The 14,283-nt window shown below is 70.6% G+C and carries 12 protein-coding genes; 6 read left to right on the forward strand and 6 right to left on the reverse strand.

Annotated features, from left to right (window positions below; genetic code table 11):
• The first annotated feature begins 41 nt into the window (after positions 1-41).
• Both JOM49_RS02330 and JOM49_RS02335 read left to right on the forward strand, forming a co-directional pair.
• Positions 42-872: an alpha/beta fold hydrolase gene (locus JOM49_RS02330; RefSeq protein ID WP_209662646.1), complete on the forward strand. Its 831-nt coding sequence runs from the start codon at positions 42-44 to the stop codon at positions 870-872.
• Entirely contained in the window at positions 869-1,630 is a 762-nt protein-coding gene (locus tag JOM49_RS02335; RefSeq protein WP_209662648.1) for an SDR family oxidoreductase, read from the forward strand. Before JOM49_RS02330 ends, JOM49_RS02335 begins: the two co-directional genes overlap by 4 nt.
• Positions 1,631-2,115: 485 nt before the next feature.
• Here the strand turns inward: JOM49_RS02335 and JOM49_RS02340 are convergent, their stop codons facing one another.
• Positions 2,116-2,853 carry a DUF2786 domain-containing protein gene (locus JOM49_RS02340; RefSeq protein WP_282768274.1) on the reverse strand — a complete coding sequence of 246 codons (738 nt, stop codon included), beginning with the start codon at positions 2,851-2,853 and terminating at the stop codon, positions 2,116-2,118.
• A gap of 96 nt (positions 2,854-2,949) precedes the next feature.
• On the opposite strand from JOM49_RS02340, the gene JOM49_RS02345 reads away from it, so the two are divergent.
• Both JOM49_RS02345 and JOM49_RS02350 read left to right on the forward strand, forming a co-directional pair.
• Entirely contained in the window at positions 2,950-3,615 is a 666-nt protein-coding gene (locus JOM49_RS02345; protein WP_209662651.1) for a response regulator transcription factor, read from the forward strand.
• Entirely contained in the window at positions 3,612-4,580 is a 969-nt protein-coding gene (locus tag JOM49_RS02350) for a sensor histidine kinase (protein ID WP_209662653.1), read from the forward strand. Before JOM49_RS02345 ends, JOM49_RS02350 begins: the two co-directional genes overlap by 4 nt.
• On the opposite strand, the gene JOM49_RS02355 is transcribed toward JOM49_RS02350, so the two are convergent.
• Together JOM49_RS02355 and JOM49_RS02360 are read right to left on the reverse strand one after the other, a co-directional pair.
• The gene (locus JOM49_RS02355; protein WP_209662655.1) at positions 4,555-6,612 is read right to left on the reverse strand and encodes an MMPL family transporter; all 2,058 of its coding nucleotides are present in this window, start codon (positions 6,610-6,612) and stop codon (positions 4,555-4,557) included. The genes JOM49_RS02350 and JOM49_RS02355 overlap by 26 nt on opposite strands.
• 81 nt (positions 6,613-6,693) lie before the next feature.
• Positions 6,694-7,902, reverse strand: coding sequence for an MFS transporter (locus JOM49_RS02360; RefSeq protein WP_209662657.1), 1,209 nt, complete (start codon positions 7,900-7,902; stop codon positions 6,694-6,696).
• A gap of 85 nt (positions 7,903-7,987) precedes the next feature.
• On the opposite strand from JOM49_RS02360, the gene JOM49_RS02365 reads away from it, so the two are divergent.
• Entirely contained in the window at positions 7,988-8,503 is a 516-nt protein-coding gene (locus JOM49_RS02365; protein ID WP_209662659.1) for a CGNR zinc finger domain-containing protein, read from the forward strand.
• Between the two features lie 263 nt (positions 8,504-8,766).
• On the opposite strand, the gene JOM49_RS44000 is transcribed toward JOM49_RS02365, so the two are convergent.
• Together JOM49_RS44000 and JOM49_RS02380 are read right to left on the reverse strand one after the other, a co-directional pair.
• Positions 8,767-11,400, reverse strand: a complete 2,634-nt coding sequence (locus JOM49_RS44000) for an ATP-binding cassette domain-containing protein (protein ID WP_308158629.1) — start codon at positions 11,398-11,400, stop codon at positions 8,767-8,769.
• 34 nt (positions 11,401-11,434) lie between these two features.
• Positions 11,435-12,475: a zinc-dependent alcohol dehydrogenase family protein gene (locus JOM49_RS02380; protein ID WP_209662662.1), complete on the reverse strand. Its 1,041-nt coding sequence runs from the start codon at positions 12,473-12,475 to the stop codon at positions 11,435-11,437.
• Between the two features lie 83 nt (positions 12,476-12,558).
• Here JOM49_RS02380 and JOM49_RS02385 point away from each other — a divergent pair, with 83 nt between their 5' ends.
• Positions 12,559-13,938 carry an amino acid permease gene (locus JOM49_RS02385; protein WP_209662663.1) on the forward strand — a complete coding sequence of 460 codons (1,380 nt, stop codon included), beginning with the start codon at positions 12,559-12,561 and terminating at the stop codon, positions 13,936-13,938.
• Here the strand turns inward: JOM49_RS02385 and JOM49_RS02390 are convergent.
• Positions 13,856-14,194, reverse strand: coding sequence for a transcriptional regulator (locus tag JOM49_RS02390; protein ID WP_209662665.1), 339 nt, complete (start codon positions 14,192-14,194; stop codon positions 13,856-13,858). The genes JOM49_RS02385 and JOM49_RS02390 overlap by 83 nt on opposite strands.
• Between the last annotated feature and the right edge of the window lie 89 nt (positions 14,195-14,283).

Below are 14,283 nucleotides of genomic sequence, written 5' to 3' on the forward strand. Positions count from 1 at the left end.
TTAGCCTGCGATTGTCAACCCACTACTGGAGAGCAGGCACGATGCCCAGAATTGACCTCGATGCAATTTCGGTGGAATACACCGACCAGGGCACCGGCGAGCCGCTGGTCCTGGTGCACGGGCACCCGTTCGACCGGTCCATGTGGCAGCCGCAGATCGAGCGGTTCGCGGGTGCCCAGTGGCGGGTGATCGCGCCCGACCTGCGGGGTTACGGCGAGACCACCGTGGTGCCGGGCAAGACCCACCTGGAGACCTTCGCCCGCGATCTCGGTGAACTGCTCGACCGGCTCGACGTGGACCGGATCGTGCTCGGCGGCCTCTCCATGGGCGGGCAGATCGTGATGGAGTTCCACCGGCTGTTCCCGGAGCGGGTGCGCGGGCTGCTGCTCGCCGACACCTCGCCGGTCGGGGAAACGGAGGCGGGCAAGCGGGTCCGGAACGAGACCGCCGACCGGCTGCTGCGCGAGGGACTCGGCGCGTATGCCGGCGAGGTGCTGCCGAAGATGGTCGCGCCGCACAATCTGGTGGCGCTGCCCGCCGTCGGCGAGCACGTGCTCGGCATGATGCGAGGTGCACCGGCGGAAGGCGCGGCGGCGGCGCTTCGGGGTCGCGCGGAACGCCTGGACTACGTGGAATCGCTCGGCACGGTCGCGGTGCCCACGCTGATCGTGGTGGGCTCGGATGACGAGTACACGCCGGTCGCGGAGGCCGAACTCATGCACCGGCGCATCGACGGTTCGAAGCTGGTCGTCATCGAGGGGGCCGCGCACATGCCCAACCTCGAACGGCGCGACGAGTTCGACGCCGCGCTTGAGGCCTTTCTCTCTTCGGTCGCGGGTGCCCGGGGCGGGGAAGTACGGTTCGGCTCGTGAGTACGCGACAGAAAACCGTCTTCGTCACCGGGGCCAGCGCGGGTTTCGGCGCCGCGATCGTCCGCCGGTTCGCCGCCGAGGGCGCCAAGGTGATCGCCACCGCGCGGCGTGCGGACAAGCTCGCCGACCTCGCCGGCGAACTGGGCGATTCGGTGCACCCGCTGGAACTGGACGTGCGTGACCGCGAGGCGGTGACCGCGGCGTTCGCCGACCTGCCCGCCGCCTTCGCCGAGGTGGACGTGCTGGTCAACAACGCCGGTCTCGCCAAGGGCCTCAAGCCCGCGCACCAGGCCGACCCGGACGACTGGCAGCAGATGATCGACACCAACTGCGCCGGCCTGGTCCACTGCACCCGCGCGGCGCTGCCCGGCATGGTCGAGCGGGGTCGTGGGCACGTGGTCAACCTGGGTTCGGTCGCAGGCACCTACCCGTACCCCGGCGGCAATGTGTATGGGGCCACGAAGGCTTTCGTGCACCAGTTCACCCTGAACCTGCGCAGCGACCTGCACGGCACCGGCGTGCGCGTGACGTCGGTCGAACCCGGCATGGTGGGCGGCACGGAGTTCTCCGTGGTCCGATTCGAAGGCGACCAGAGCCGGGCGGACGAGGTGTACTCGGGCATGCAGCCGCTGACCGCCGAGGACATCGCCGAATCGGTGCACTGGGTCACCGCGCAGCCTGCGCACGTCAACGTGAACGTGCTCGAACTGATGCCGGTGGCGCAGAGCTTCTCCCCGTTCCAGGTCCACCGAGCCTGACCACCCGCGCCCGCGGCTGAACGGCGCCCCACGCCAGTCGGCCGAACAAGGCGCGCGATCGGGCAGGCAGCCGCCTCAGCCGGGTGCACACCGCGGCCGAACGGCAAGCCGACGCAGGCCACGCCAGTCGGCCGCGGTCAGCCCGGCGCCATTCAGCACCCAGCGTTACCCGGGCGCAGGCGACCAGACCCGCCAAGCCTGACCAGCCGTGGCGCGTCATCGGGCGGACAGCAGCCACCCCAGCCGAAGCCGGGCATCGCGGCCGAACGGCGAGCGCCAATCAGCCCGGCGGGCCTGGGGCGCGCCCAGGCTCCCACCGAGCCTGACCAGGCACGCGATCGGGGCAGGCAGCAGCCAACCCGAGCCGAAGCCAGGCGCCGCGGCTAACCGGCAAGCCCACCCCAGGCGGCGGCGACCAGCCCGGCAGGCATGCGTCATCCAGCACCCGGCGTCGACCGGACTAAGGCGGCGAGAGGGCGCCGGGGTCAGGAAGCGGTGCGGGCGGGTAGCGCGATACCACCGCCTTTCAGGTGCGTGGTGCCGAGGTTCGCCCGGCGGCCGGCGAAGTGGCCGTCGGTGTAGCCGGTGCCGGAGAGGTGGCGGGGCGAGGCTTTGCGCAGCCTGCCGTATTGGGCGTCGTAGGCGTCGTTGACCAGCTTCTTCCGGTCCAGCACGATGAGTTCGGCGGAGGCGCCGCCGGGCTCGTCGTGTTCGGCGACGGCTCGGGATTCCGCGGCTTTGAGACGCAGGCGCACGGCCGAGGAGAACCCGGCCAGCCAGGTGCGCCGGTAGGCCGCGACCGTCTGCCCCTGCCCGGCCCAGCCCGGCCGCACCCTGGCCAGCTGGGTGGTCGCCTGCAGCAACAGGCTGGTGTACAGCAGTTCCACCCGGTCCAGATCGGACCGGAAGCCGAACACGGTGACCGCCTGCACGGTCTGGCCGCGGCAGAGCAGCACCACCCGGCACCGCAGCGGGTCGGCCACGCAGCTCAGCAGCTGGGCCTTGTCCTTGCTGTACGGGTTGTGCATCGGGATCTTGACGCTGGTGATGGTGTCGGTGTGGCGACCGGCCGCGGCCAGCACGGCGCGGTCGATCCCGTAGCGGGCGATGAGCTCGGCCGCCTTGGTGTTGTACGCCTCGGCCTCGGCTTCGGTGACCGCCGGGTCCTCGGCCTTCGCGAGCAGCTTGCGCACCCGCGCGAGCAGTTGATGTTGATCGGACACGAACACATGTTCGCACCCGGGTCCGACAAAATCGAGTCGCGATTCGCTCAGGTGTGCGGTTGTCCGCATTTTCCCTGTTCAGCCTAGAGTTCGGGCATGCAGCGAAGAGTGCTGATCGTGGAGGACGAGCGGACCATCGCCGAATCGGTCGCCGCCCGGTTGCGGGCCGAGGGGTTCGAGGTGCAGCTCGCGCACGACGGACCGGCCGGGGTCGCCGCCGCCGAAGCGACCGAGCCCGACCTGGTGGTCCTCGACCTCATGCTCCCCGGGTACGACGGTCTCGAGGTGTGCCGCCGCATCCAGGCCCGCCGCCCGGTGCCGGTGCTGATGCTCACCGCGCGCGCCGACGAGAACGATCTGCTGGTGGGGCTGGCCGTCGGCGCCGACGACTACCTGACCAAACCCTTCTCCATCCGCGAACTGGCCGCCCGCGTGCACGCACTGCTGCGGCGCGCCGGGCGCACGGCGGCGGCCGAGCCCGAGCGCATCGTCGTCGGTGATCTGGAGATCGATCCGGTACGCCGCCGCGTGCGCCGGGCGGGCAGCGAATCGCACCTGACCCCGATCGAGTTCGAACTGCTGGCCAACCTCGCGCGACGCCCGGACGCCGTGGTCACCCGCGAAGAGCTGGTTTCGCAGGTCTGGGGCTGGGAAGGCCCACCGCGCACAGTGGACAGTCACGTGAAAGCGTTACGCCGCAAGCTCGGCGCCGACCTGATCCGCACGGTCCACGGCGTCGGTTACGCGCTGGAGGCCCGATGAGCCTGCCCCGGCCGCTCGACCCGGTCCGCTCCATCAAGCTGAAACTCGGCCTGCTGGTGATGGGCGCGACCGGGGCGGCACTGGTGTTCTTCCGCTACCAGATCGGCTGGCTGCCACCGCGGACCGCGCTGGCCGCGCTGGTCATCGCGCTGGTCACCACGCAGGTGCTGGCGCACGGCATGACCAAACCGCTGCGGCAGATGACCGCGGCCGCCCGCGCGATGGCCGGAGGCGACTACTCGCGGCGTGTGCGCGCGACCTCCCGTGACGAGGTGGGCGAGCTGGCACTGGCATTCAATCGGATGGCCGCCGATCTGGGCGCCGCCGACCAGCAGCGGCGCGAGATGATCGCGAACGTCTCCCACGAGTTGCGCACGCCGATCACCGCGCTGCGGGCCGTGCTGGAGAACGCCGTCGACGGGGTGACCGGCGAAGACGCGCTGAAGACCGCGCTCGGGCAGACCGAACGGCTCGGCAGGCTGGTCACCGAGCTGCTCGACCTGTCGCGGATCGACGCCGGAGTCCAGCCGCTGCACCGGGAATCGTTCGAAATCGAGCCGCTGCTGCGGGAAGCCGTCGCGGAAACCCGGGCGGACGTGCGGTTCACCGTCGAGGTGAGCCCACCCGGCGCGCGGGCGTTCGCCGATCGGGAACGCCTGCACCAGGTCGTGGCGAATCTGCTGGACAACGCCGTCCGCCACGGGCCGGCCGACGGCGAGGTCCGCGTGCGCGCGACCGCGGTCGGCTCCGGCCTCGCCATCGAGGTCGCCGACGACGGGCCGGGCATCGCACCGGCCGACCGCGAGCGCGTCTTCGAACGGTTCACCCGCGGGGAACGTGCGGGCGACGGCGGCACCGGGCTCGGTCTCGCCATCGCCCGGTGGGTCGCCGAACTGCACGGCGGCCGGATCGCCGTGGTCGGCGAATCCGGCTGCCGGATCAGACTCGACCTGCCGGGGTCCTGAGTGCCGGTGCGGGCGCCGGAATCCGGCCCGGCCACCAGGAAACCCGGCCCAGCAACGACATCGCGGCAGGCAGCAGCAGGATCCGGACGATGACCGCGTCCAGCAGCACCGCCAGCGCCAGCCCGAGGCCGATCTGCTTCATCTCGATCCGGTCGATGAACATGAAGCCGACGAACACCGAAACCATCACGAGCGCGGCACTAGTCACCACGCGCGCGGAGCCGGTGATGCCGTCGACCACCGCCTCCCTGGTCGGCAGGCCGCGGGCGACCGCCTCCCGGATCCGGCTCACCACGAAGATCTGGTAGTCCATCGACAGTCCGAAAAGGATCGCGAAGAGCATCAGCGGGGTGCGGGAGCCGATGAACCCGGTGGAGGTGAAACCGAGCAGGCCTTCCGCCCAGGTGCTCTGGAAGACGACCACCAGCGCGCCCCACGCGGCCAGCACGGAAAGCAGGTTGAGCACCAGGCCGAGCGCGCCGATGACCAGCGAGCGGAAGGCCAGCGCCATCATCAGGAACGTGGCCAGCAGCACGAACCCGACCACCCACGGCAGCCGTTCCGCTTGGTGCGTCGAGTAGTCCACGCCGCGAGCGGGTTCACCCGACACCGCGATCGACACCCCCGGCGGCACCGGTTGGGCTCGCAGTTGCGCCAGTGAGCCGTCGGCCTCCGGGGTGCCCGCCGAGTACGGGATCGGCAGCTCCAGTCGCTGGATCTTGCCGTCCACAGAGGACACAACACGCGAGTCCGGGGTGCGCAGCCCGGCGACCGCCTCGGTTGCCCGCTCGGCGGTCTCCCCGCGGATGACGACCATGTGCGACGCGCCGCGATCGGGGAAGGCGGCCACGAGTTCGTCGTAGGCCGCGATTTCCGGCACCGAGCGTGGGAAGGTGTTGATGCCTTCGACGCCGAGCTTCATGTTCAAGCCCGGAATGGCGAGCGCGCCGATCAGCAGCAGGCCCACCAGCAGCGTCGGCACCGGGTGCTCGACGGCCGGGCGGAGCAGCCGGTCCCACAGCTTGGCCGGCCGGGCGTGGCGCTTGCCTTCGATGCGCGGGCCGAGCTTCGCCAGCAGCGCGGGGAGCACGGTCACCGCGCTGAGCACGGCGACCGCCACCACGATGATCGTGCCGGTGGCGATCGAGGAGAAGATGACGTCACTGGCGAGGTAGAGCCCGGCCAGCGAGACGATCACCGCGGCACCGGACACCACGATCGCGCGTCCCGAGGTCGCGGCGGCGATTTCCACCGCGGCCACATGGCTCAATTCTCCGTTCGACCGTTCACGTTCCTCGCGCACGCGTTTCAGCGCGAAGAGCGAGTAGTCGACGCCGACCGCCATGCCCATCATCAGCAGGATGCTGGTGACCGCGCCGCCCGCGTCCGGGAAGAACGCCGAGGCCAGGCCGTAGAGCCCGACCGAGCCGAGGATCGCGGTGAGCGCGAGGAGCAGCGGGATCCCGGCGGCCAGCAGTGAACCGAAGACCAGGAACAGGATGAGCAGCGTCACCGGCAGCGTGATGGCCTTGGTGACCAGCACGCCCTGGCCGAGTTGCGCGCTGAGACCGCGTTCCACCGACGCGTCGCCGGTCTGCACCAGGCGGACCTCCGGATGCGCGGCGGCCACCGCGGCGGTCTGCTCGAGGACCGGTTCGACGTGGTCACCCGCCTGCTGGTCGTCACCGGCCATGGTGATCACCACGAGCAGGCTGCGGCCGTCCGGCGAGACCTCCGGCGCGGCGACGTCGGCCACGCCTTCGAGGCCACGCACCCGCTGGGCGACCTCGGCGGCGACCGGTGCGGCGGCGGGCGTGATCAGCACGTTTTCCACCGGTGGCCGGGAAACCCCGCCCTCGGCGGCCGTCGCTTCGGCCCGGCCCGCCTCCCCGATCCAGAAGTCCGGGCCCTGGGCCTGGTTCGTGCCGGTGAGGGTGCCTGCGGTGAAGGCGATCGCGACGAAGGCGAGCCACCCCACGATGGCCTGCCACGGATGGGTCGCGCTCCAGCGCGCGATACGCCTTACGGTCATGGGGCGAGCGTCCCGCGTGGTGGCGGCCGGGGCACTGGGGTGCGCCGGTGCATGGACGGTGGGGTTCGCCCTACTTCCACGTTATTCGACGGCTTCGGCGGTCATGATCCGGAAGAACGGGACGATGGTCAGCACGCCGAGAGCCGCGAAGAAGCCGAACGCCACGCTGAAGCCGGCGAGTTCGGTGAGCACCCCGGCGAGCGCGGCGGCGACCGGCGCGGCACCCCAGCTGACCAGCCGGTAGGCGGCGTTGAACCGGCCGAGCAGGTGGTCGGGGACCAGTTCCTGGCCGAGCAGGCGCGCGTTGACCGTCCACATCGTGCCGCCGACCCCGGCGGCGAACGCGGCCGCGCCGACCGCCCAGGCGCTGGTCCACAACGCGGGCACAGCGACGAGGAGCACCGAGCCGACCAGGTCGGCGAACATCGCCCAGCGGCGGCCGACCAGCCGGTTGACCGGGCCGACGATGAGCGCCCCGAGCACGCCGCCCGCGCCGAGGCAGGTGAGGAGCAGGCCGTAGCCACGGGCGTCGAAGCCGAGCGGTCCGGGGGCGACGGCGTAGAGCGGCAGGATCGCCAGCCAGGCGTGCCACGCACCGGCCATCACCGCGACGAGGAGGGCCATGGTGCGGAGGACTCGGTGTTCCCAGAGGAAGGTGAGGCCGTCGCGGATCTCGACGTGGATGGAGCGGCGTTCAACGGGTTTCGCAGCGAAGTTCCCGGCGAGCATGAGGAGGAGCAGCGCGCCGGCGGCGTAGACGAGCCCGGTCACGCCGAGCGCGAGCCCGGCGCCCGCGGCGACGAGGAAGCCGCCGACGGGGGCGCCGACGAATCCGTTGCAGAGGTACTCGACCGCGGTGATGCGCGCGGTCGCCTTGTGCCGCCGGAGTGGCGCGACGGCTGCCGGGATGATCGAGGCGCCCGCGGTCAACGCGACCACCTCCGCGACGCCGAGCACCCCGGCGACGCCGAAGATCAGCGGGAGGGACAGCGTGCCGGTCAGGTAGGCCGCGAGGGCGACGCCGATCGACGCCAGGCGCGCCACCTCGGCGGTGACCATCAGACTACGGCGGTTGAGCCGATCGACCAGGACGCCGATGTGCAGCGCGGTGAGCAGCCAGGGCAGGGACAGCATCGCCGCGACGCCCGCGACGAGGGTCGGGGAGCGGGTCAGTGAGGCGGCGAGGAGGGGCAGCGCGACCTTGGTGACGGCGTCGGCGAGGTTGGTGGTGGCGGTGAAGACCAGCAACGACCACTCGTTGCGAAGCTGCGGCGGGGCCTGCGTGGTCACCGGATCTCCTAACCTGTTGAGGCGCTTAACCGGTTATTAGCCTCTACCGGTTACACTGGGGTTGTCAAGCCGGGAGGTGGTTGGTGTGGCGCCGCTGGAGCTGCCGGAGTACCTGGAGCCGGTGCTGGCGTTCGTGAACTCGATGGATGTCGAGGAGGGGACGGACGAGCTGACGGATGCGTCGGCCCTGACCACTTGGCTGGCCTCGCGTTTCGGGGTGGATTCGGGCCCAGCTTCTGCCCGCGAATTTCGCCTGGCCCTCTCGCTGCGGTCGACCCTGCGGGGGCTGGCACTGGCGAACCACGCGGACGTTGAGCCGGTGGACGTGAGCTGCTTCGCGCGCCTGCCCTTCGCCGCTAGTTCGGGGCCCGACTTCGAACCCCAGGCGACTGACCCCATCATGCGGGCCCTGACCCAGCTGGCCATCGGATACGCGCGGGCGCAGGCGGCCGGCTCATGGCAACGGCTACGCCTGTGCCCAGGGGACAACTGCTACTGGGCCTTCTGGGACTCGTCCCCCCGAGGCGCGCGGCGGTGGTGCAGCATGCGGGTGTGCGGAAACCGGGCTAAGGCACGCACCTACGCGACACGCCCACGGTGACGTCTCGCCTTCGAGTGTCCACCTACGCTTCCCCCTGCCTGCCTGAGCTGCGTTCCCGCAGCCGGTTCCCACCCTCGCGCATCCGAATCTCACGTTCAGGAAGCCGAACCCCACACTCCCGCAGCCGAACTCCACACTCAGGTGCCCGAGTCTCACGCTCAGGCAAGCGAACCGCGCCTTCACGCAGCCGAGTTCTGCGTTGCAGTAACTGAGCGCCACGTTCGGAAACCCGAGTTCTACGTTCACGTGGCTGAGCCCCACGCTCACGCAGCCGAGTTCGGCGCACTCGACTTGCTGAACGTGGACTTCGGCTTCCTGAATGCGAGACTCGAGTGCGCGAACGTGGGGTTCAGCTTCCTCAACGTGGGGTTCAAGTGCGTGGGTGCGTGACTCAGGCGCACGAGCGTGAGACTCGGCTGCGGGAATGCAGCACTCGACTTCCCGAACGTAGAGTTCGGGCGCACGAATGCGGGGTGCGCAAGCGTGGAGTTCGGGTGCACAAGCGTGAGACTCGGGCACGCGAACGTGGGATTCGGCCTCCCGAACGTGAAGTTCGGGTGCCCGAACGTGAGACTCGGGTGCGGGAATGTGGGGTTCGGCTCCCTGAACGTGAAGTTCAGGAGCCCGAGCGTGAAACTCGGGCACGCGAACGTGGGGTTCGGGGGCCTGAACGTGAAGTTCGGGTGCACGAGCGTGAGACTCGGGTGCACGAACGTGGGGTTCGGGGGCCTGAACGTGAAGTTCGGGTGCACGAACGTGAGACTCGGGTGCACGAACGTGTGGTTCGGGGGCCTGAACGTGAAGTTCGGGTGCACGAACGTGAGACTCGGGTGCACGAACGTGTGGTTCGGGGGCCTGAACGTGAAGTTCGGGTGCACGAACGTGAGACTCGGGTGCACGAACGTGTGGTTCGGGGGCGTGGGCGTGGGGTTCGGGGGTGTGGGCGTGGGACTCGGGTGCGGGAGGGTGGGGTTCGGCTTTCTGAACGTGGGGGCGGGTGGGTTAGGTGTAGGGGGTGGCTTGGAGGGTGTAGTAGTCGCGGTATAGGCCTGGGGTTTGCATGAGGGTGGTGTGGGTGCCGTCTTGGATGAGTGGCCGGCGTCCATGACGAGGATGCGGTCCGCGTGGCGGATGTTCGCCAGTCGGTGGGTGACCAGGACGGTGGTCCGGCGGGTGCCGTCGTCGGTGGTGGTGGCGTGTCGCAGGCCGGCGAAGACGCGGGCTTCGGCTTTCGCGTCGAGGGCCGCGGTGGGTTCGTCGGCGACGAGGATGGCGCCGTCGCGGAAGATGCCGCGCGCGACGGCGAACCGTTGCGCCTGGCCCCCGGAGAGTTCCTGGGCGTCCTTGAAGTAGCGCGAGACGACGGTGTCCGGCCCCTTCGGCAACTCGTCCAGCACCTCGTCGGCGCCCGAGTTCGTCAGTGCGGCGGTCCACTGTGGACCCGAGGACGGGCGCGAGAGGCGGCCGATGCGGATGCTGTTCCCCGCGGTCATCGGCCATCGCGTCGGTTCCTGCGAGATCACCGCGACCTGCTCGTGCAGCGAGAACGCGTCCACCGAGGCGACATCCACGTCGTCCCAGTAGACCCGGCCGCTCGTCGGCAGGTACAGGCCGGTCAGCACCTTCCCCAGCGTGGTCTTGCCGCTCCCGTTCGACCCCACCAGCGCGACCACCTCACCTCGCCGCAAGGTCAGCGAGATCCCGTCCAGCGCGGGCTTTTCCTGCCCCGGATAGGTGAACGAGACGTCCTCCAGCCGGATGGTCGCCGGGTTCCGGGGCGCGGGCACCCCGGACGAAGGCCGCGCCCGCAGGCGCGACTGCTCCTTCAGCTCCCGGTGGAAATCCACGTAGAACGACTCCTCGAACAACGAGTTCACCGCGTAGATCGTGTTCGACAGCGAAGACGAGGCCGTCCGCATCGCCACCACCGCCGTGCCCGCCAGCGCCAGGTCCATCGCGCCCGTGTACAGCAGCCACCCCAGCACCACGTACGCCAGCCCGGTGCCCAGCCCGGCCAGCACCCGGCCCAGCAACCGGATCACCGTGGTCTGCCGCTCCAGCCGCACGTCCGACTCGGTCAGCTCGTCGCACAACGCGCGGTGCTCGGCCAGCAGCGGCGACTGCAGCGTCAGCGCGTGCCGCTCCAGTGACGCGTCCCGCCCGGTGAGCACGTCGTCGACTATCCACTTGCGACGCTGCCGCCCAACCATGTGCAGGAACGTCCGGTAGTTCAGCTTCGCCACCCGCATCGACGCCCAGCCGTCCGCCGCCGCGGCGACCAGCAGCACCGGCGCCAGCCACGGGTTCAGCAGCCCCGCGGTGACCACCGCCGCCAGCATCGCGATCAGCGACGAGCACAGGTCCGACAACCGGGTGACGCTCTGCGCCACCGCCCGCACCCCGTACTGCCCGCCCTGCCGCGCCAGTTCCCGGAAGTCCGCGTCCTCGAAGGCGATCAGGTCGACCGTGACCACGGCGACGGTCACCTCGTCCTCGGCCAGCCGCTCCACCCGCGGCTTCAGCTCGCCCTGCACCGCGCCGACCGCCGACTCCAGCAGCGCGCGCACCGCGTACGACGCGACCAGCACCCCGATCGCGGGCAGCGACCCGAGCACGCGGTCCGGCGTCGGCCCTTCCTCCAGCAACCGGGTGAACACGTCCGCCGTGGCGAGCAGGCCGAACGCGGTCACGCAGCCGGACAGCACCTGCAGCACGCCGAGCAGCACGGTCAGCCGCGGCGAGGTCTGCCAGGCCAGCCCGACCACCATCGCGGCGGCGCGCGGCATCGCCCGCAACGTCGCCCAGGTGCTCGAGGCAGCGACGCGCCGATCGACCGCCGCCCATTCCGGCTCGTCGATCTCGTCGGTGCCGATCAGCCGTTCGCCCGTGGATGCCACCCGGGGAATGATCCGGCCAGCACCGACAATTTCGCTAGCTCATGCGGTCGACGACAGTCACGCCGCTGTGCGCGGCCACCGGTTCGTCCATCGCCACCAGCGCGTCCGGCACCTCGTCGAGGCTGATCCGGCGGCCGATCAGCCGGTCGAGATCGAGCCCGGCGGACGCCACCAGCCCCAGCATTTCCGGGTATTCGTGCGCCTGCAGCCCGTGCGTGCCGACGATCCGCAACTCCCCCGCGATCACCTCGTGCATGGCGATCGGCGGAACGCCCTGCTCCGGTGGCATCAGCCCGACCTGCACGTGGATCCCCCGCTTCCGCAGGGAGGAGATGGAAGCGGCACAGGTCACCGGCAAGCCCACGCAGTCCAGCGAAAGGTGCGCCCCGCCGCCGGTGATCTCCTTGACCGCCGAAGCCGTGTCACCCCCGGAGACGGTGGCCTCGGCACCCAGCTCGACGGCGAGCGCCAGTGCCGCCGGCGAGAGGTCCACCGCGACCACCCGCGCGCCCGCGGCCACCGCGAGCATCACCGCCGAAATTCCCGCGCCACCACACCCGTGCACGGCAACCCATTGCCCCGCACGGACTTCCCCCTGTCGCACCACCGCGCGGAACGCCGTGGCGAACCGGCAGCCGAGCGCGGCGGCGGTGACGAAACCGAGTTCGTCGGGCAGCCGCACCAGATTGGCCGTGGCCCAGTCGATCGCGACCTGCTCGGCGAACGAACCCCAGTGCGTGGCGCCCGGCTGGAACTGCCGGTCGCAGATCTGCTGGTGCCCCGCCACGCACTGCGCACAAGTCCCGCAGGCGCACACGAACGGCACGGTCACCCGGTCACCGACCGACCACCCGCGCACGCCGGGCCCCAAGGAAAGGATCCGCCCGGCCAGTTCGTGCCCGGCCACGTGCGGCAGCCGGACGCTGGAGTCGTGCCCCTGCAACGAGTGCCAGTCGCTGCGGCACACGCCGGTCGCCTCGACGGTGATCACCGCGCCGTCGGCGGACGGCACGGGATCGGGCACCTCGCGCAAAACCGGACGAACCCCGTACTCCTCGAACACCACCGCGCGCATCCCACTCCCCGTCCCTGATTTGACCCGAACCGGTGATGAGATCAAACTCTGCCCCCAACGTCGATCAGGGTCCAGGGGGCGGCATGAGCGAACTGAACCACGCGCTGAGCACCCGGCAGCTGTCGATGATCGCGATCGGCGGGGTGATCGGCGCCGGGCTGTTCGTCGGCAGCGGCAAGGCCATCAAAACCGCCGGTCCGGGCGTGCTCATCGCCTACGTGGTGGCCGGTGTGGTCGTGGTGCTGGTGATGCGGATGCTGGCCGAGCTGGCGGTCGCCTCACCGGACACCGGGTCGTTCGCCACCTACGCCACCCGCGAGCTGGGCCCGTGGGCCGGCATCACGATCGGCTGGTTGTACGCCTACCAGTGGTGCGTGATCATCGGCTTCGAGGCGATCACCGGTGCCGCGATCACCATCAAGCTGGTGCCGTCGATCCCGTCGTGGCTGGCCGCGCTGCTCTTCACCTCGACGCTGACCGCGGTGAACCTGGTCAGCGTGCGCTCGTTCGGCCGGTTCGAGTTCTGGTTCGCGATGATCAAGGTGTGCGCGATCGCCCTCTTCATCGCGCTGGGCGTGAGCGCGATCCTGGGCCTGTTCGGCGACCACCCGGCGCCCGGGATGAGCAACCTGACCGGCCAGGGCGGCTTCCTGCCCAACGGCTGGGGCGCGGTGCTGACCGCGATGACCGTGGTGTTCCTGTCCTTCTTCGGCACCGAGATGGTGACCGTCGCCGCGGGCGAGGCGCAGCACCCCGAGGACGCCGTGCGCAAGAGCATGCGCAGCGTGGTGTGGCGGATCCTGGTCTTCTACATCGGGTCGATCCTGGTGGTGGTGACGTTGCTGCCGTGGAACTCCGCCGAGGTCACCGCCAGCCCGTACGCCGCCGTGCTCGGTGAGCTGGGCTTCCCGGCGGTGAGCGTGGTCATGGACCTGATCGTGCTGACCGCGGTGCTGTCCTGCCTGAACTCCGGGGTCTACGCCTCCTCGCGCATGCTCTACTCGATGGCGGGCCGCCGGGAGGCGCCACCGGTGTTCGGCCGGACGAACCGCCGCGGGGTGCCGGTGGGCGCGGTGCTGGCGTCCTCGTCGATGGGCTTCGCCACCGTGGTGGCCAACTACTTCCTGCCCACCGAGACGGTGTTCACCTTCCTCATCGACTCCTCCGGCGCGGTGGCGCTGATCGTCTACCTGTGGATCACCGCCACCCAGATCCGCGGCAGGCTGCGGGTGCGCCGCGAGGACGGCGAGGCCGGGTTGTCGCTGCGGATGTGGGCGTTCCCGGTGCTGTCGCTGCTGGTCGTGGTGGTGCTCGCCGCGGTGGTGGTGGCCATGCTGGTCAACGAGTCCAGCCGGACCTCCATGCTGCTGACGCTGCTGGTCACCGCGGTCGCGATCGGGGCGGGCGTGGTGCAGCAAAGGCGGCTGAGGTCCGCCGCCGCGGTGGGCCGAGCAGGCGGGTGAGCGAGCCGGGCGGCACCTCGAGCACGTCCTCCAGCTCGGTCAGCGCGGCCAACGACTCGGGTCGTTCCGGGCGGCAGCGACCCGACTGCCAGTAGCTGAGCGTGGCCAGGCTGACCGGCACGCCGCGATCGAGCAGCCGGAACCGGATGCGCTCCAGGCCCAGTCCCCGTGCCCGGATGGCGGCGCGCAGCGCGGCCGCGAACGGCCCGCTCTCCAGCAGGACCCGGACCTCACGGCTTTCGGTGCGCACGGTCATCGCGACTCCGCTCCTGGTACCCGGCCCAGCAGCGTATTCCCGGCGGCGGCTTGATCGGTAGGCCCGCTCCCAAAGCGCAACAATGCCCG

The organism is Amycolatopsis magusensis (assembly GCF_017875555.1).
Classification (GTDB): Bacteria; Actinomycetota; Actinomycetes; order Mycobacteriales; family Pseudonocardiaceae; genus Amycolatopsis; species Amycolatopsis magusensis.